The organism is Pseudomonas fluorescens, from assembly GCF_000967965.1.
In the GTDB taxonomy this organism is placed as follows: Bacteria; Pseudomonadota; Gammaproteobacteria; order Pseudomonadales; family Pseudomonadaceae; genus Aquipseudomonas; species Aquipseudomonas grandcourensis.
The window spans coordinates 382,887-400,731 of the sequence record NZ_LACC01000002.1 but is presented as its reverse complement, the minus strand read 5'-3'; the positions used below and the strand labels follow the sequence as shown (position 1 = coordinate 400,731).

16 protein-coding genes and 1 tRNA gene are annotated in these 17,845 nt (G+C 61.2%); 9 read left to right on the top strand and 8 right to left on the bottom strand.

Annotation, left to right across the window (positions count from 1 at the left end):
- Positions 1-129: 129 nt before the first annotated feature.
- Positions 130-1,350, bottom strand: coding sequence for an MFS transporter (locus tag VC35_RS01745; protein WP_046037369.1), 1,221 nt, complete (start codon positions 1,348-1,350; stop codon positions 130-132).
- A 134-nt stretch (positions 1,351-1,484) separates the two neighbouring features.
- Between VC35_RS01745 and VC35_RS01740 the strand changes: the two genes are divergently transcribed.
- The gene (locus VC35_RS01740) at positions 1,485-2,258 is read left to right on the top strand and encodes an AraC family transcriptional regulator (protein ID WP_046037438.1); all 774 of its coding nucleotides are present in this window, start codon (positions 1,485-1,487) and stop codon (positions 2,256-2,258) included.
- Between the two features lie 41 nt (positions 2,259-2,299).
- Here VC35_RS01740 and phnX read toward each other — a convergent pair whose 3' ends face one another.
- The 4 genes from phnX to psrA all read right to left on the bottom strand — a co-directional run bounded on the left by phnX (position 2,300) and on the right by psrA (position 6,658).
- Positions 2,300-3,127: a phosphonoacetaldehyde hydrolase gene (gene phnX, locus VC35_RS01735; protein ID WP_007980567.1), complete on the bottom strand. Its 828-nt coding sequence runs from the start codon at positions 3,125-3,127 to the stop codon at positions 2,300-2,302.
- Between the two features lie 86 nt (positions 3,128-3,213).
- Positions 3,214-4,086 carry a LysR substrate-binding domain-containing protein gene (locus tag VC35_RS01730; RefSeq protein WP_046037368.1) on the bottom strand — a complete coding sequence of 291 codons (873 nt, stop codon included), beginning with the start codon at positions 4,084-4,086 and terminating at the stop codon, positions 3,214-3,216.
- A 54-nt stretch (positions 4,087-4,140) separates the two neighbouring features.
- Entirely contained in the window at positions 4,141-5,436 is a 1,296-nt protein-coding gene (locus tag VC35_RS01725; protein WP_046037367.1) for an MFS transporter, read from the bottom strand.
- 130 nt (positions 5,437-5,566) lie between these two features.
- Positions 5,567-6,658 (bottom strand): iron-containing alcohol dehydrogenase PsrA, encoded by a 1,092-nt coding sequence (psrA, locus tag VC35_RS01720; RefSeq protein ID WP_046037366.1) that lies wholly within the window; start codon positions 6,656-6,658, stop codon positions 5,567-5,569.
- Between the two features lie 267 nt (positions 6,659-6,925).
- On the opposite strand from psrA, the gene VC35_RS01715 reads away from it, so the two are divergent.
- Positions 6,926-7,549 (top strand): NIPSNAP family protein, encoded by a 624-nt coding sequence (locus tag VC35_RS01715; RefSeq protein WP_046037365.1) that lies wholly within the window; start codon positions 6,926-6,928, stop codon positions 7,547-7,549.
- A 54-nt stretch (positions 7,550-7,603) separates the two neighbouring features.
- Here VC35_RS01715 and VC35_RS01710 read toward each other — a convergent pair whose 3' ends face one another.
- Positions 7,604-8,518 (bottom strand): LysR family transcriptional regulator, encoded by a 915-nt coding sequence (locus tag VC35_RS01710; protein WP_046037364.1) that lies wholly within the window; start codon positions 8,516-8,518, stop codon positions 7,604-7,606.
- 107 nt (positions 8,519-8,625) lie between these two features.
- Here VC35_RS01710 and VC35_RS01705 point away from each other — a divergent pair, with 107 nt between their 5' ends.
- From VC35_RS01705 to VC35_RS01690, 4 genes are all read left to right on the top strand, one after another.
- The gene (locus VC35_RS01705) at positions 8,626-10,365 is read left to right on the top strand and encodes an amidohydrolase (protein WP_046037363.1); all 1,740 of its coding nucleotides are present in this window, start codon (positions 8,626-8,628) and stop codon (positions 10,363-10,365) included.
- 85 nt (positions 10,366-10,450) lie between these two features.
- Positions 10,451-11,191 carry a TorF family putative porin gene (locus VC35_RS01700; RefSeq protein ID WP_046037361.1) on the top strand — a complete coding sequence of 247 codons (741 nt, stop codon included), beginning with the start codon at positions 10,451-10,453 and terminating at the stop codon, positions 11,189-11,191.
- 123 nt (positions 11,192-11,314) lie between these two features.
- Positions 11,315-11,695, top strand: a complete 381-nt coding sequence (locus VC35_RS01695) for a RidA family protein (protein ID WP_008021538.1) — start codon at positions 11,315-11,317, stop codon at positions 11,693-11,695.
- 254 nt (positions 11,696-11,949) lie between these two features.
- On the top strand, positions 11,950-13,938 hold the full coding sequence (locus VC35_RS01690) for a peptidase U32 family protein (RefSeq protein WP_046037356.1): 1,989 nt from the start codon (positions 11,950-11,952) through the stop codon (positions 13,936-13,938).
- 104 nt (positions 13,939-14,042) lie between these two features.
- Here the strand turns inward: VC35_RS01690 and VC35_RS29825 are convergent, their stop codons facing one another.
- Positions 14,043-14,471: a hypothetical protein gene (locus tag VC35_RS29825; RefSeq protein WP_046037354.1), complete on the bottom strand. Its 429-nt coding sequence runs from the start codon at positions 14,469-14,471 to the stop codon at positions 14,043-14,045.
- A gap of 321 nt (positions 14,472-14,792) precedes the next feature.
- On the opposite strand from VC35_RS29825, the gene VC35_RS01680 reads away from it, so the two are divergent.
- Positions 14,793-14,867, top strand: a tRNA-Gln gene (locus VC35_RS01680).
- 91 nt (positions 14,868-14,958) lie between these two features.
- Here the strand turns inward: VC35_RS01680 and VC35_RS01675 are convergent.
- Complete coding sequence (locus VC35_RS01675; protein ID WP_046037353.1) at positions 14,959-15,621, bottom strand: glutathione S-transferase family protein; 663 nt, start codon at positions 15,619-15,621, stop codon at positions 14,959-14,961.
- Between the two features lie 157 nt (positions 15,622-15,778).
- Between VC35_RS01675 and VC35_RS01670 the strand changes: the two genes are divergently transcribed.
- Both VC35_RS01670 and VC35_RS01665 read left to right on the top strand, forming a co-directional pair.
- Positions 15,779-16,711 carry a GlxA family transcriptional regulator gene (locus VC35_RS01670; RefSeq protein ID WP_046037351.1) on the top strand — a complete coding sequence of 311 codons (933 nt, stop codon included), beginning with the start codon at positions 15,779-15,781 and terminating at the stop codon, positions 16,709-16,711.
- Between the two features lie 101 nt (positions 16,712-16,812).
- Positions 16,813-17,787 carry a nitrilase-related carbon-nitrogen hydrolase gene (locus tag VC35_RS01665; RefSeq protein ID WP_046037349.1) on the top strand — a complete coding sequence of 325 codons (975 nt, stop codon included), beginning with the start codon at positions 16,813-16,815 and terminating at the stop codon, positions 17,785-17,787.
- The last annotated feature ends 58 nt before the right edge of the window (positions 17,788-17,845 follow it).

Sequence of the window (17,845 nt, the reverse complement as noted above, 5' to 3'; positions counted from 1 at the left end):
TACGCCATGGCGGTTTTGCCCGTGTGGAGCGGGCGGGGTGGCGGTGCGTCGCCAACAAGACGCACCGCAACAGGGCCGGGTGTTACCGAGTGCTACAAGGCTGGTAGCAAAAGTGATCGGCTGAGTCCTTCAGCGAGCACTCCGGGTCGAAGGCAACAGGATCGTCAAAACTCCCAGCAGCGGCAGGTACGAGCACAAGGTGTACACGTATTCGATGCCATGGATATCCGCCAGGTGCCCCAGCAGCGCGGCACCAATCCCGCCGAAACCGAACATCAACCCGAAGAACACCCCGGCGATCATGCCGACGTTACCGGGCACCAGTTCCTGGGCGAAGACCACGATGGCCGAGAACGCCGAGGCGAGGATGAAGCCGATGATCATGCTCAGCACGCCTGTCCAGAACAGGTCGACGTAGGGCAGGGCGAGGGTGAAGGGTGCGGCGCCGAGGATCGAGAACCAGATCACCTGCTTGCGGCCGATCCGGTCGCCGATCGGACCGCCAAAGAACGTGCCCGCCGCGACGGCGCCAAGAAACAGGAACAGGTACAGCTGCGAACTGGCCACCGACAGGTCGAACTTCTCGATCAGGTAGAAGGTGAAGTAACTGGTGAAGCTGGCCATGTAGAAGTATTTGGAGAACACCAGCAACGCCAGCACCACCAGGGCGAAGGTCACCCGCCGTTTCGACAGGCCGTGGGTGGCCTTGCTGCCTTGCTTGAGCTTGAACAGGTTCAGGTGATTGCGGTACCAGCGGCTCAGGCCGTATTGCACGAGGATGGCGAACACCGCGAACAGGCCGAACCAGGCGACGTTGCCCTGGCCATAGGGAATGATGATCGCGGCGGCCAGCAAAGGGCCGAAGGCACTACCTGCATTGCCACCGACCTGAAAGGTCGACTGCGCCAGGCCGTAGCGACCGCCCGAGGCCAGCCGCGCCACCCGCGAGGTCTCCGGGTGAAAGGTCGACGAACCGACGCCCACCAGTGCCGAGGCCACGAGAATCGCCGGGAAGCTGCCGACCATCGACAGCATCAGAATACCGATGAGGGTGCAGACCATGCCGGCCGGTAACAGCCACGGTTTGGGATGACGGTCGGTGTAGAAACCGATCCACGGTTGCAGCAATGAAGCCGTGAGCTGGAAGGTCAGGGTGATCAGCCCGACCTGGGTGAAGCTCAGGCCATAACTGGCCTTGAGCATCGGGTAGATCGACGGCAGCACGGCCTGGATCAGGTCGTTGATCAGGTGCGCCAGCGCGCAGGCGCCGATGACGCGCATGACCAGAGGGCTGGCCTGGCTGGCCACCGAAGCGGTGGGTGAGGGTGAACTGAGGGTGGTGGTCGACATGGGCGATCTTCCGGATAAATAACGCGAACTGCGAACGCAAGGCGCAGCCAATTTCAGGGTTCGGCGTTATCCTAGGGGCCTCAAAGACGCCCGTCTCGCGCAACTCGGGCATGGACCATCGCAAAAAGGGCGCCATGATCAAACCATTGCAGGCATTTCTTGCGGAGATCGACCAGGGCGGCTGGAGCGTGCGCAGCAGTGCGACCGACTACCCGGAAAACTGGATCATCGCGCCGCACTCCCATGAAAAGCATCAACTGATCTATGCCATCGAAGGCGTGATGGTGGTGCACACCGCCATCAGCCAATGGACGGTGCCGCCGAGCCGGGGCATCTGGATGCCCAGTGGAGAAGTACACTCGATTCGCTGTGTGGGGGCGATCAAGATGCGCAGCGTTTTCGTGCGCCCTGACCCGAGCCTGGACCTGCCCGCCGAAACCCGGGCAGTGAGTGTTTCCGCGTTGCTGAGTGAGCTGATCAAGGTCTCGGTCGATTTCGACTTTGCCTGTGAGCCGGACTCGCGGGAAGCCCGGGTGCTGCGGCTGATTCTGGACGAACTGACGATCCTGCCGACCTTGCCGTTGAACCTGCCGCAGCCCGCCGATCAACGTATCAACCTGATTTGCACCGCGTTGCAACGTGATCCGGGGGATGGCTCGACACTGTCGGACTGGAGCGCCCGCTTGAGCCTCGACGCCAAAACCATCCAGCGCAGGTTCCGCAAGGAAACCGGCATGACCTTCGGCCAATGGCGCCAGCAAGCACGATTGCTGCTGGCACTGGAACGAATAGCCGTCGGGGAGAAGATCATCGACATCGCCGGGGAGCTGGGGTACGACAGCCCGAGTGCGTTCACGACGATGTTCAAGAAACAGTTCGGCAAGACGCCGAGTGATTTTTTCAAGTGAGGCGGCCGCCCGTGGGACGGCCGCTTGACGCCTGAATCAGGTCAGGATCCTTGCGGCGTTTCACCTCGCGCCAGTCGCGCATTGATGTCTTCGATGACCGCCGGCAGATCGACGATGGTGTCGATCAGGTAGTGCGGGCGCGAGCCTTCGAACATCTTGACGATACGGGCCCGCTCACTGTCCAGCCTGTCGGAGGGCAGGGCCTTGTATTGCTCGTAGGTCAAGCCCAGGGCATTGCCCGAACAGGTCAGCGCGACCGTCCACATCCCGGCGGCACGGCCTTCGAGAATGCCGGGCCAGGTGTCGTCGACCTTGACGCAGGCGGCGACGTCGCTGATCCCCAGGGCAATCACGTTGGCCAAGGCCTGGGCCGGGTAGGGGCGGCCGTTCGGCACCTCGTCGGTGGCCACCACATGGTCCGCCACGTAGCCATTGTGCCGCGCCAGCTCGACCACTTTTTCCATGACCACGGCCGGGTAACCGGAGCAGGAGCCGATTTTCAGGCCCTTGTCGCGCAAGGCATCGATGGTGTTCAGTGCGCCGGGAATCAGGGCTGAGTGCAGGGCGATTTTCTCGATCTGCAATGGCATGAACCGTTCGTACAATGCGGTGACATCGTCATCGGTCGGCAGGCGGTCAAACACTGCACGGTAGCGTTCGGCGATCTGCGGTTGATTGCACAGGGTGCGGATGTGATCCCACTTGCCCATGCCCATCGGGCCCCGCGCCTCTTCCAGCGAAACGGCGACGCCGAACTCGGCGAAGGCTTCGACGAAAATCTGCGTAGGGGCGAAGGAGCCGAAATCGACGACGGTGCCGGCCCAGTCCAGGACCACGGCTTGCAGTTGGGTCGGTTGTTGGTAGTTCATGGTATTTCTCCATTTTTTGTTGTGGGCAGGCCGTCCCTCCTGTTGCCAGGAAGTAGGCCTATGGATTGCTCAAGGGTGAGGCGAAATCAGATGGCCGGCGTTGGGCTCGAGTCGAACAGCTCCGCGATCATTGGCCGGTTTCGGCGAATGCCCAGGCAGCACAGGTGGTAGTCGATGGAAAACGGGTGGTTGACGAAGGTGATCGGTTTGGTGCCCGGGGTTTCGGCGTACTCGACCGCCGAGACGAAACCGATGCCGATGCCCTTGGCAATGGCATGCACGATGGCCTCGCGGCTGTTCAACTGCATGACGCAATTCAGCTCAACGCCCAGGCGCTTGCAGCTTTCCTCCACCAGTTGACGAGTACGGGAGCTTTTTTCCCGCAGCACCCATTTCTCCTCGCTGATCTGCTCGACATGTACTTCTTTCTGCCGGGCCCAGGGATGGTCGTCACGCACCACGGCAATGATCGGGTAGCGCCGGTAAAGCTGCGTGTCAAAACGCTGGTCGAATTCGGACAGGGCCAGGATCGCCACATCGATATCGAAGTTGAACAGGCGATCCAGGGTCTCTTTTTCCGGGGAGAACGAGGTTTCCAGCTCGATGTCCGGGTGCCTTTGCATCAGTTCGTAGGTCAGGTTCATCGCAATCGGCGGCGACACCGCGCCCAGGCGCAGCATGCCGGTCTTGCGTTGCTTGAAACTTTGCAGCAATTGCACGGCTTCATCCTCCTGGCCGAACAGGCCCTGGGTAATCGCATAGAGCTGGTGCCCGGCGGCACTCATTTCGATAAAGCGGCCGCGGCGATGGAACAGTTCCACGGAAAACTTCTTCTCCAGGGCATTGACCTGCTCACTGACCGTGGGCTGGCCGACGCTCAAATACTCGGCGGCGAGGGTGAAGCTGCCGGTCTTGGCCACCGCATGAAATGAACGTAGCCACTTGTGGTACTGGTACATAGACGATCCTGTTCCTGAGCCGCTGCCATTGATTCAATCTGTCCAGCCGGGCCATCAACGCCTGATGAACAGCGCCACCGACGCGCTGCAGAGACAGGCAGCGGTGACCACGATGAAGATCAGCGAGGTGTTGCCGGTACTGTCGAGCATACTGCCGATCAGCGGTTCCGCCAGGCCAGCGAACAGGTAGGACGAGAAGTTCATCACCCCGGTCGCGGTGCCGGCGCGCTTGGCGCCCACCAGGTCCGGGCACAGCGCCCAGAAGCTGGAAGCGGGGCCGTACACGAAGAAACCGCAGAGGAACAACGCCACAAGGCCGGTTGCGCTGTGGGGGGCAAGGGTCCACATCCACAAACTGGTCGCCGCGCCGAGGAACATGTAGAGCATGATCGCCAGGTATCGTTTGGAGCCGAACAGCTTGTCCGAGATCCAGCCGTTGCTCAGCGCGCCGATGGCCATGCCGACCGGAAGGGCCACGGTGATCCATTTCGGATCGATCATGCTGTCGCCGGTCTTCCAGTTGGCACCCAGGAAGTGCACCGGCACCCAGACGATCAAACCGTAGCGGGCGGCGTTCTGGAACCCCAGGGACACGGCGGCGATGATCAGGCGAACGTTTTTCAGAACCGCCTTGTAACGCTGCGCGGAAGTTTCGACTTCGCCATGGGCCACTTCATGGCTTTTGTCCTCGGCGTTGGCCACACCGGTGTCGGCAGGCGGTTCGAAACCCAGGTCTTGCGGACGCTCGCGGGCCACCAGATAGAAGATGATGCCGCCCGCCAGCATGAGCAATACCGGCAGGCGGAAGATCCAGCGCCACTCCAGATGCATCACTTCCAGCACGACGATCGAAGTCACGTAGGAAAGCACCGACGCGCAGCCGGCCGCGAACACATAGAAGCCGTAGACCTTGCCGCGTTCGCCCGCGCTCCACCAGTTGGAGATCAGCCGACTGCCCGGTGCCCAGCCCAATGCCTGGAAGTAGCCATTGATGCCCCAGGGCAGGATCAGCCCGGCAAAACCGCTGGCGAAACTGGTCACCCAGTTGGCGCCGCAGGACAGCACGGCGCCCATGGTCATGATGCGTCGGCCACCGAATTTGTCGGCGAGGTTGCCGTTGATGGCCTGGCCAATGGCGTAGGCCCAGAGCATGGCGGCCGATGCCCAGCCAAGGTGCTCTTTGGTAAAGCCGAACTCGGCCTGGATACCGGGAATGGCGAAACCGAACGTTTGTCGCCCGGTATAGAAAAACAGATAGCAAAACATGGCTGCCAGCAGCATGCGCCACTGGGCGACGCGAAACGATGCGGTGTGTACGGCGAGACCTGGCATGGTTTGGGCACGATTCATGATCTTTTCCTTATTCTTGTTCGTTCCCTGCGAGTTGCATCGCAGGGTGCACTCTTTTTCAGGTGCGGCAGGAAATCGTCGCGGCTCGTTACGCCGCTGGCAGTGTAGTGTCTTTGGGGGCTGGCGAGCCCTAGGCCGCTCGTGAGCCGATGAAGTTCTTGCCGCGTGCGCCTTGCAGGGCGAAATCGATCATGGTTTGGGCCTCTTCGGCCGTCACGCCGTAGTCGGCGAACTCGGTTTTCACATCCAGGCTGTGCAGGAAGGCGCGCAATCGGGCCTGGGCTTTATCCAGGTCTGGCCCGAAAACCCGTTGCAGGGTCTTGTCGCGCGTCTCGTCGTGGCCCCAGGCAAGGCCCAACACCAGTGGCAGGGTGAAGGAGCAGGCAATGCCGTGGGGCAAGCCGTAGTGCAAGGTCATCTCATAGGAAATGGAGTGGGCCAGTGCGGTCTTGGTGTTGGAGAACGCCATGCCGGCCTTGAGTGCGGCGAGGGCCATCCGTGAGCGCAGTTCCTGGTTGGACAGGTCACGCCGCAGCAAGGGCAGGCATTCGAGGATGTCCTCGATGGCAGAGATGGCGAAGGTGTCGGAAAGCGGGTTGGCGTTGATGTTCCAGATCGACTCCAGCGCGTGGGACAGTGCATCCAGCCCGGTGGAAACGGTGACGCTGGCCGGCACCGTGAGCATCAGTTGCGGATCGATGATCGCAACCTTTGGCCAGGTACAGTCCAGGTGCAGGGAGTACTTCTTGTGGTTGGCTGCGTCCCAGATCGTCGCCCAGGGCGTGACCTCACTGCCGGTGCCTGCCGTAGTCGGGGCCGCGATCAGCTGTTTACTGCGAACCGGAACGAAGGGTTTGCCGCTTGCCAGCAATGCCAGCAGCTCATCGAAGCGGCCGGACTCGGTGCCGACAATCAGCGCCTTGGCGGTGTCGATGGCACTGCCGCCGCCGACGGCAATCACCGCATGGCAATCGCCGGCCTCTTGCCAGAAGCGTTCATAGGTTGCGCGAAGTTGCGCGACATCGGGATTGGGCTGGACATCCTCGATCACGTAGACCAAGCGTTCGCCCAGCAACGCTTGAAGGCGATCCACCAGCCCCAGGCCACGGGCTTCGGGAAAGGTCACGACGGCAACGTTCTGATGTTCGGTGATGGCGGCAAGCTCTTGCAAGCTCCCCCAGCCGAAGCGGGTATCCACTGGATTGTGAAATCGGGCGGTCATGGCGGGTCCTTGGTTTTTGTTGTTGGAAGTGACGCCATGCTCGCGGTCCACGGACTGCTGCACAAATCGATAATTCACAGGTTTGAATCGGCTGGGCCGATAACGGCCGATTGGAAGGACGTGGCTGATGCTTCGCCTTCATCCCAATAAAGAAACTACCTAGAACACTGCGGCAAATGCCGTTGCCGATGGGGTTCGTCTCAATATCCCGCCAACGGGGGCTGTCATAGGCTGTGTGCTTTTGGCAAACCGGTGGGCGGAGTCGCTATGCGTTTATTTGAACTGATCACTTTTACCGTGCGCGTGCGCACAGTGGCCGATGCGCTGGTAAGCATCGAGGCTGAGTTGGCGAAGCCGGAAGTCGGCGGGGTGTTGATGGGCTGCTGGGCCTCGGAAATCGGCCAGTTGAACCAGATCGCCGTGCTGCGCGGTTACGCCGACGAGCACTCAAGACAAGTGGAGCGCGAGCGTTTCCTGCTGGGGGGCGGGGCGTTTGGCGTCAACGAGTTCATCACCGATCTGCGCGTCGAAAACTACACGCTGTTTCCCTTCCTCGAACCCTTGAGCGCGGGGTCGCACGGTCCATTCTACGAACTGCGCGTCTACGACCTGGTCAGCAGCGGGTTGCAGCCCACCCTCGACGGCTGGAGCAATGCCATCGAAGCGCGAACCGCCGAACAGTATTCGCCGGTGTACGCAGCGTTCTACGCCACCGACGGCGCGCTGCCGCGCTATCTGCACATCTGGCCCTGGACCACTTTGGAGCAACGTCTGCAAGTGCGCACCCAAGCGGTCGCCGACGGCGTCTGGCCGCCGGAAAACTCCGGCCCGCAACTGCGCGACATGCGCTCGACCATCTACCTGCCCGCGAAGTTCTCGCCCTTGCAATGACCCGGGCGCAGTTCGGCTGACCGGGTGTGATTTCAAGGGCAGCGGATGCCTGCCTCAATGCAACGCCTGCTCGTCCAGGTACTCGGTCAGGCACTCGATAAACGCCTGATGCTTGCGGGTATGGCGGCGGTGCGCCGGGTAAATCACGTGGATTTTCCGGCCGAACTGCTCGGGGTCGAGGTCGGCGTCCGGCAGCAGTTGCACCAGTTCACCGCGCCGGATGTACGGGGCGGCGCTCCACTGCGGGCAGAACTGCAAACCCCGGCCGGCCAGCAGGGCGCCGAACAGGAAGTCATAGTTGTCGCTGCTCAGCCGCGGTATCGGCTGGGTGATTCGTTTGCGTTCACCCTCCTGTTCGAGCCACCAGTAATGCGGGTTCAGGGCCGGGTGACGAAACAGCAGCCAATCGTGTTGATTGAACGTGTGCGGTTGCACCTCGAGCGGGTTGCGTTGCAAGTAGCGGGGGCTGGCGCACAAGAGGATGCGGTTGGCGGTCAGCGGGCGGGTGATCAGGTCGGGCAATTCCACCGGGCCGTCCCGCACCGCGAGGTCGAACCGGCCTTCGACCAGGTCGACGAACTCATCGGTGAGCACCACGTCCAGGCGCATCTGCGGGTAGCGCTCGAGAAAACGACAGCACACCTCATTGAAAAAGGCCGGCGCGAACGAGGGCGGGGCGGTCACGCGCAGCAGGCCATACATTTCCCGCTGCAACTGGCCGATGTCTTCCCGGGCTTGCTCCAGTTGCGTGAGCACTTGTCGCGAACTGGCGAGGAAAATTTCCCCGGCCTCGGTCAGCGCGATGCGTCGCGTGGAACGCTCGAACAGGCGCGTGCCCAATTCCTCTTCCAGGTGGGTGATGGCCCGTGTCAGGGCCGAGGTGGTTTTGCCCAATTGCGAAGCGGCACGGGTGAAACTGCCCTGGTCGGCGGTTTCGACAAACATCGCGATGGCGCTGAGCTGGTCCATTCAGTGTTTCCTGTTTGGAAAGTATGTGTTACGTGGGCCGAGTATTCTTTACCGCCGCCCGGTTCGCTAGTCTCACGGCATTCCTACAAGAAAAAAGGTGCGGGACGATGAAGCGGATTATCCAGTCGGCATTGGCCATGGCTATTGGTCTTTCCTCTATGGAAAGCATGGCGGCCGCCGATCTGATTTTGCATAACGGCAAAGTCTTTACCGCCGAGCAGGGCAAGGCGCTGCAACAGGCCGTGGCCGTGGAGGACGGGAAAGTCGTCAAGGTCGGCAGCGACGCCGAGGTGCTGGCCCTCAAGGACCCCGGCACGCAGGTCATTGACTTGCAGGGCAAGGTGTTGATGCCCGGTTTCATCGACACCCACAGCCACGCGGTGTTTGGCGGGGTGAAGCTCAAGTCCGCGGACCTTGAGACGCAAATGCTGCCGTTCGACGAACTGGAGCAGCGCTTGCGCGAGTGGCGCGACAACGGCAAGGCCCGGCATGGCGACATTCTGGTCGTCGGTGGAACGCCCTCGACCTACTGGAGCCAGGTGGCGGAGTTTGAAAAGCGCTTCAACCAGGGTGAATGGACGGACACGCCGATCCTGTTCGTCGGGTGGGATTACCACACCGGTTGGGCCAACAAGACCCTGCTCAAGCGCGCCGGTATCGATGCCGAGCGGGTCAAGGCACTCACGGGCGAAGCGGTGGCGACCATCGGCCACCATGACGACAACACCCCCAACGGTTTCGTCGCCGATGCCGGCTTGTCGGCGGTGATGTCGCAGCTGCCGCCGGCCAGTCTTGAGCAATTGATCAGCGCCGCCGAAGCGGCCCGCGACCTTTATCACAGCCTGGGCGTGACGGCGCTGATGGACCCGGCGGCCAACGCGGTGCCCGGGGATGCGTTGTTCGACTTCAAGCCCACGGTGAAAAACGTCGGGGTGCTGCCGGCCTACAAGGCATTGGCGGACAAGGGTGAACTGCGCCTGCACGTGGCCGCCCTGATGGTCGTCAACCCCAAGAGCAAACCCGCCGACCTTGAGGTGGTGGAGCAGGTGCGCGAGCAATTCGCTGGTGTCGACAATCTGAGCCTGCCGGGCATCAAGGTGTTCGCCGATGGCGTCGCCGAATTTCCGGCACAAACCGCATCGTTGCTGTCGCCCTACAAGAACTCGCTCAAGGGCGGCGAACTGCTGATCGACCCGGCGCACTTCGGTGAACTGGTGGGGGCCGCCGATGCCCGCGGCTGGCTGGTGCATGTGCATGCCATCGGTGATCGAGCGGTGCGTGAAAGCCTCAATGGCATCGAGCAGGCGCGTCGCGAAGGGCACAACAACGTGGCCCACTCCATCACCCACTTGCAGATGGTCAACCCCAAGGAATTCACCCGGTTCAAGCCGCTCAACGTCATCGCATCGATGCAGCTTTACTGGGCCTCGGCAGACGAGCTGAGCATCGATCTGCTGCAGCCTTACATCAATGCCATGCAGTTCCAGTTCATGTACCCGGCGCGTTCGTTGCTCAAGAACGGCGCGACGATCTCCGGGGCCAGCGACTGGCCGGTGTCGACACCGGATCCGTGGAAAGCGATCGGGCAAGCCATCAGCCGTAAAGGCCCCAAGGGTGTGCTGAACCAGGCAGAAGCCATCGACCGCGAAACCATGTTCTACGCCTACACCCGCAACGCCGCGAAAACCATTGGCCTGGAACAGCAGATCGGCTCGCTGACCCCAGGCAAGCAGGCCGACATGATCGTTGTCGACCGCGATGTGTTCAGCGCGCCTGAAACGCAACTGGCCGACACCCAAGTGTTGAAGACTTACTTCGCCGGCCGCGAAGTCTACAGCCGCCCGTAACTCCCCCCTGTTCGCCCACCCTTTGCCCTGCCGGCAAGGGGAGGGCGAAGCCTTGCCGACTCAATAATAAGAAAGGACCTGAAACATGCATCGCCCTGCATTGACCCTGTTTGTCGCCTGCACTTTTTTGCCGCTGGCCGCCCACGCCATTACGCTGAACGATGACTTTCAACTGATGCTCAAGCCGGCGGTGGTCAGCGACTACCGCAGCCGTGGCTTGTCACTGACCCTGGGCGACCCTGCGGCGCAACTGGACGCCACATTGCTGCACAGCAGCGGCGCCTACGCCGGGGTCTGGACCTCCAATGTCGATTTCGGCCTGAACTATAAAACCCGCTTGGAGCAGGATTTCTACGCGGGCTTCTACAAGCAGATCACCGATGACGTCAGCCTCGACGTTGGCTACCTCAAGTACACCTACGCCAGGCAATCGGACTTCAACCAGAGCGAGGTCTACGCCATCGTCAAAGCCTATGGCTTCAAGTTCGCCACTTACTATTCCAACGATTTGCAGACTTATGTGGGCAAGGACCAGGACACGCTCTACACCTATCTGGGCTACAGCTACGCGCTACCAGCGGACACGGGGCTGGAGGTGCGCTATGGCCGATTCGATTTCAAGGATGACGTGTTCATTGCCGGCGACGGCGCTACCCGTGGCGACTATCACGAGTGGGAAGCCCGGCTGACCCACAGCTCCGTGGGCGTCGACTGGGCGCTGGCCTACGTCGACACCGACCTGTCCACGCATGAGTGCACGAGCTACTACGGCTATGGCGACGTGTGCACCGCAACCGTCGTGGTCAGCGCCAGCAAGACCTTCTGATCAGGGCTCGGTGTTGATTGCTTGTTGATCTGCCAGGGCCTGCCGTCGCACACCCGGGCATGGCCCTGTAAACTGGTGGGCCAAAAGGCACCTGCCTCACCCCCATCCAACAAGAGAGTCCCCATGGCAAACCACGACCTGACCTTTACCCCCGATCCCGATGCGGATTCGATTTCCTCCGACGTCGTCGGTTTCGGTGGCGTGCTGGTCTCCACCCAGATCCCCACTCGCGCCGACGGCAGCCTGGAACTGGGCGACATCACCCTGCAAAGCGAATGCACCCTGCAAGCGCTGAAGGTCGCGCTGGAGCGTGCCGGCAGCTCCATGGATCGCGTGATGCACCTGACCATCTACCTCACCGACATGGCCGACCGCGCCGCGTTCAACGAAGTCTACAAGCGCTACTTCGCCAAGCCATGGCCAGTGCGCGCCGCTGTCGGGGTTGCCTCGTTGGCGGTTGAAGGCATGCGCGTGGAAGTGACCGCGATGGCGGCCAAGGCCTGATCGAAGCAACACACACACAATACTGTAGGAGCGAGCTTGCTCCGGGCGGCGTTCCGACGATGAACATAAGGGCGACGCGTGCATACAGAATGCCCGCGTCATCGTTAACGTCCATCGCGAGCAAGCTCGCTCCTACAAGGATTCAGGCAGGGCAGATCTGCCCAAGGCCACCACCTGGCAGCATACGGGTGCCGGTCAGGCGTTTCGCCGCTACAATGCACGCCTCGACCGTGACAAGCCTGACTAAAAAAACTATGTCTTTGCCCAAACATCACCTGGAATTGCTCAGCCCTGCCCGCGATGTGGCCATCGCCCGCGAGGCCATTCTGCATGGCGCCGATGCCATCTACATCGGTGGCCCGAGCTTCGGCGCCCGCCACAACGCCTGCAACGAAGTGAGCGATATCGCCGAACTGGTGGAGTTCGCCCGTCGCTACCACGCCCGGGTGTTCACCACCATCAATACCATCCTGCACGACAACGAACTGGAGCCGGCCCGCAAGCTGATCCACCAGTTGTACGACGCCGGCGTCGATGCGCTGATCGTCCAGGACCTGGGGGTGATGGAGCTGGACATTCCGCCGATCGAGCTGCATGCCAGTACCCAGACCGACATCCGCACCCTGGAACGGGCGAAGTTCCTCGATCAGGCCGGTTTCTCGCAACTGGTGCTGGCCCGCGAGCTGAATCTCCAGGAGATCCGCGCCATCGCCGATGAAACCGACGCGGCCATCGAGTTCTTTATCCATGGCGCGTTGTGCGTGGCGTTTTCCGGTCAGTGCAACATTTCCCACGCGCAAACCGGGCGCAGCGCCAACCGTGGCGACTGCTCCCAGGCCTGCCGTCTGCCGTACACCCTCAAGGACGAGAAGGGTGGGGTGATCGCTTACGAAAAGCACCTGCTGTCGATGAAGGACAACAACCAGAGCGCCAACATCCGCGCCCTGGTCGAGGCCGGCGTGCGCTCGTTCAAGATCGAAGGCCGCTACAAGGACATGGGCTATGTGAAAAACATCACCGCCTACTACCGCCAGCGCCTCGACGCCGTGCTCGAAGACCGCCCGGACCTGGCCCGCGCCTCCAGCGGCCGCACCGCGCACTTCTTCCTGCCCGACCCGGAAAAAACCTTCCACCGTGGCAGCACCGATTACTTCGTCACTGACCGCAAGATCGATATCGGCGCCTTTGACTCGCCGACCTTCACCGGTCTTCCGGTGGGTATAGTCGAGAAAGTCGCCAAGCGTGACATGCAGGTCGTGACGCACGAGCCACTGTCCAACGGCGACGGCCTCAACGTGCTGGTCAAGCGTGAAGTGGTGGGTTTTCGCGCCAACATCGCCGAACCCAAAGGCGAATTCGAGGAGGACGGCGAGAAGCGTTATCGCTATCGCGTCGAGCCCAACGAGATGCCGGAGGGGATGTACAAGCTGCGCCCCAACCACCCGCTGAATCGCAACCTCGATCACAACTGGCAACAGGCGCTGCAAAAGACCTCCGCCGAGCGTCGCATTGCCCTGAACTGGGTCGCTCGCCTGCGTGAAGACCAGCTGGAACTGACCGCTACCAGCGAAGAGGGCATCAGCGCCAGCGTCACCCTGGCTGGCCCGTTCGGCGCAGCCAACAAGCCGGAACAGGCGCTGGAGCAATTGCAGGATTTGCTCGGCCAACTGGGTACCACGCAGTACCACGCCATCGACATCAAGCTGGACGCGCCGCAGGCGTACTTCATCCCGAACTCGCAGCTCAAGGCATTGCGCCGCGAAGTGATTGAAGCCTTGACCGAGGCGCGGATCGCGGCTCACCCGCGGGGCAGCCGCAAGGCCGAAACCACGCCGCCGCCGGTGTACCCGGATTCGCACCTGTCGTTCCTGGCCAACGTCTACAACCAGAAGGCCCGGGACTTCTATCACCGCCATGGCGTCAAGCTGATCGACGCGGCCTACGAGGCCCACGAGGAAACCGGCGAGGTGCCGGTGATGATCACCAAGCACTGCCTGCGTTTCTCCTTCAACCTGTGCCCGAAACAGGCCAAAGGTGTAACTGGCGTGCGCACCAAGGTTGCGCCGATGCAACTGATCCACGGCGATGAAGTGCTGACGTTGAAGTTCGACTGCAAGCCTTGCGAGATGCACATCATCGGCAAGATGAAAGGCCACATCCTCAACCTGCCGCAACCGGGCAGCGTGGTCGGTCACATCAGCCCCGAAGACCTGCTCAAGACCATCCCGCGCGCGCCGCACTGAGTGACCGGCGAGTGCGTCGCAACGGCGCACTCGCCTGTTCCAGCTTGAAACCGCTTTTGCTGAAGTCTGGACGCTGGCGACAAGCCTGGAGCTGGCGGGCGACACTATCCGCAGGTGTCGGCGACGGCTTTCTCAGCTCGTTTGAATTCCTGTTTGACGTCGGTGGGGATGCGTTGCTTTTTCATTTCCTGACCGAGGAAGGGTTGTTCGCCTCGGGATTGAACCTCAGCGTTCTCGGCGGATATCTGCGCCTCGATGGCAGCGGCGTGCCTGTCGATGACGGCATCGACTTCGGCTTCATTCTTGGCGGTATCGAGCGCCAGAACCAACTGGCCGGCCTCGGCTTTTTCGGCTTCGGCATAGGCTTCGACCGTCAACCCGGAGGCAAAGGCTCGTGCCTGGGTTTCCAGTCCATTGAGATGCTCCCGGGCGGCCTTGCAGACCGCTTCCTGCCGCTGGTCCTGGATGTGTTCCCAAGTGTTCAACCCATAAATCGCGGTCCCGAGAACCAGAAGGGTTGCAGCGGCCCCCATTAATTTGCCTTTCACTTTTGGCGCCCTCAAATGGCAAGGGAAGGGTGTTGCGTAAACGATTCCCGATTCAATTCGAGTTAGGAAAAGCGTAGCAGAGCTGTTCGGGGTGAAAGTGCGCCGATAGCACCCCGAGATTCGGCTCGACACTAAGCGTCTGTTTTAATGAACAATTTTTTTTGTTTGGGCTTCCCATATGAGGAAAATGTTGGTAAATTTGCGCCCACTCTTGCAGCGGCCCTCAGGGAGCCAGTCGCGAGAGCAGGCAACAGGTCTTGTTGCCACTCAAGAAAGCGAGTGCCAGGCACTCATCGCAACAGATACAGGGGCGTCGCCAAGCGGTAAGGCAGCAGGTTTTGATCCTGCCATGCGTTGGTTCGAATCCAGCCGCCCCTGCCATTTTTTATTCCCACATAATCAGATAACACTCGACCGACGGTTATTATTCGTCGATTCGTTGTTTTTTTGCCTCCCGTTCGCCCATCTACCGCTACCGAAAGCGCTCCGGGATAGCCTCGGCAAACGGATACAAGGAAAAATACGGTCTTGCCTCGTCGATCACCCGCTTGACCGAGGGCCTTTGGATCAACCTGTCGAAATAAGCACTCAAGTGGCGATGATCGTCAGGAAAGGGTACGAGGGTGCTGGCGTAGAACAGCGCCGGAGCAGCGGCGCAATCAGCCATGCTGAAGGCGGGGCTGGCTGCCCAGGTGTTTGCGGCCAACTGGCGTTCAAGCATGCCGTACGCCGTCATCAGCGCAGCACGTTCGCGGGTCAGGTCGCCGTTTGCGGCATAGATTCGGTCAGCGACGATCTTCTGCATCGGCACCTGGACATGCAGGTCGAAAAAACGGTCCCACAGGCGCACCTCCAACGCGGCTTGCCAATCATCCGGAATCAGGCGTGCCTGGCCGGGATGAAGCCGGTCCAGGTACTCAATGATCACGCTCGACTCGGGTACGTCCCGTTGGCGGTCGTGATCGCGGATCACCGGGAATTTGCAGAGTGGCCAAAGTGCTTGTAGCTCGGCCCGGTCAGCCTCGTTGCCCAGGTCGATGATCCTTTTTTCAAACTCGATTTCCAGTTCATACAGAGCGATCAGCGCTTTGTGGCAGAACGACGAGAGCGGATGGAAATAAAGAGTCAGTGACATCCTTCAATTCCTCGGTGGGATGGAAACCAGTTGATTATCCGTCGCCATCCGCCAATGCGCGAGGTGCTCCAGCCTGATGTCCGGCGCCTGCTGTTCGGGTTAGAGTACAAGTCTCTGGCCTGAACTTCAGGCATGCCACGTTTATGGTCATATTGCCATGCACCAGATCGGACTCATTGTTTACCCCGGTTTCCAGGTTCTGGGCCTGGCCATGTGTGCCGCCTTCGAGTTGGCCAACAGTGCCGGTGACGAGCCGTTGTACCGCATTGCCTTGCTGTCCGAGCCGGGCGGCCTGGTGCAAACGTCCGCCGGTTTTGCTGTGCAGACCGAAGCGTTCGACCAGCGCGGGTTCGATACGCTGCTGGTGCTGGGCGACAACCTGATCCGCCCGACCACGCCAGGCATGCTGGAGTTTTTGCGCCGTGCCAGTCATGGCACCCGGCGTCTGGGTTCGATTTGCACGGGGGCGATTGCCTTGGCGGAGGCGGGGTTGCTCGATGGTCGGCGGGCGACCACCCATTGGGCGCATGTGCCGGCCTTTCGCAAGGCGTACCCGAACGTGAAGGTCGAGGAAGACCGGATCTTCATCAATGACGGCCACCTGTGGACGGCTGCCGGCATGAGCGCATGCGTGGATCTGGCTTTGGCGCTGGTGGAGAACGATCTGGGCGCCGACGTGGCACGCAAGGTAGCGCGGCAATTGGTGGTGTATCACCGGCGTTCGGGCGGGCAGTCGCAGTTTTCGGTGATGCTGGAACTGGCCCCCAAGACCGATCGCATACAGGCCGCGCTGAACTACGCCAAGCAGAATCTCAAGTCCGCGCTGTCAGTCGAAGAACTGGCCAGCGCGGCCAATCTCAGCCCTCGGCAATTCAGCCGGGTGTTTCATGCCGAAACCGGCCAGTCTCCGGCCAAGGCCATCGAAAGCCTGCGGGTCGAGTCGGCGCGGTTGATGATGGAAACCGGGCGGCACTCCATCGATGTGGTGGCGACGGACACCGGCTTTGGTGACCGGGAACGTATGCGCCGCGCATTTATTCGGGCGTTCGGGCAGCCGCCGCAGGTGATCCAGCGTGCCAATCGGGGCTGAATCATGATGTCCTGAAAGGTGGTGTATACGACATTCAAGCCTTTTTATTATATGCGTAATCTTGATCTTGTTGAAACGTATCCCTCAATGAGATCACCGCCATGACCCTCGTCAAAGCCGCCGCCGTACAAATCAGCCCTGTTCTTTACAGCCGTGAAGGCACCGTCGACAAAGTGGTGCAGAAGATTCTCGAACTCGGCGAACAGGGTGTGCAATTCGCCGTGTTCCCGGAAACCGTCGTGCCGTACTACCCGTACTTTTCCTACGTGCAGTCACCGTTCGAAATGGCCGCCGAACACCTCAAGCTGCTGGACCAGGCGGTCACCGTGCCTTCGGCCGCCACCGATGCCATCGGCGCTGCGGCCAGGCAAGCGGGCATGGTCGTGTCCATCGGCGTCAACGAGCGCGATGGCGGCACGCTGTACAACACGCAGTTGCTGTTCGATGCCGACGGCTCGCTGATCCAGCGTCGCCGCAAGATTTCCCCGACCTACCACGAGCGCATGATCTGGGGCATGGGCGACGGCTCCGGCCTGCGGGCCGTCGACAGCGCGGTCGGGCGCATCGGGCAACTGGCCTGCTGGGAGCATTTCAACCCGCTGGCCCGTTATGCCTTGATGGCCGATGGCGAACAGATCCATGCGGCGATGTACCCGGGGTCGTTTGCCGGTCCCCAGTTCGCCGCGCAAATGGAAGTCAGCATTCGCCAGCATGCCCTGGAGGCCGCGTGCTTTGTGGTCAACTCGACGGCGTGGCTGTACCCCGAACAACAGGCGCAGATCATGGCCGACACCGGTTGCGCCATCGGCCCGATCTCCGGCGGTTGCTATACCGCGATCATCAGCCCGGATGGCACGGTCCTGGGTTCGTTGCAGGAAGGTGAGGGCGAGGTGATCGCCGACCTCGACATGGGCCTGATCGACAAGCGCAAGCGCATGATGGATTCCCGCGGCCACTACAGCCGCCCGGAACTGCTGAGCCTGCTGATCGACCGCACCCCGCAATCCCAAGTGCATGAACGCAGCGCGCATCCGAAACTGGCCGTACAGATCGGGCTGGAAGAAGTGATGGGTTAGTTCCGGGCAAAAAAACAGGGGACTTTATGGAAGTCCCCTTTTTGTTTGTCTGCGTTGC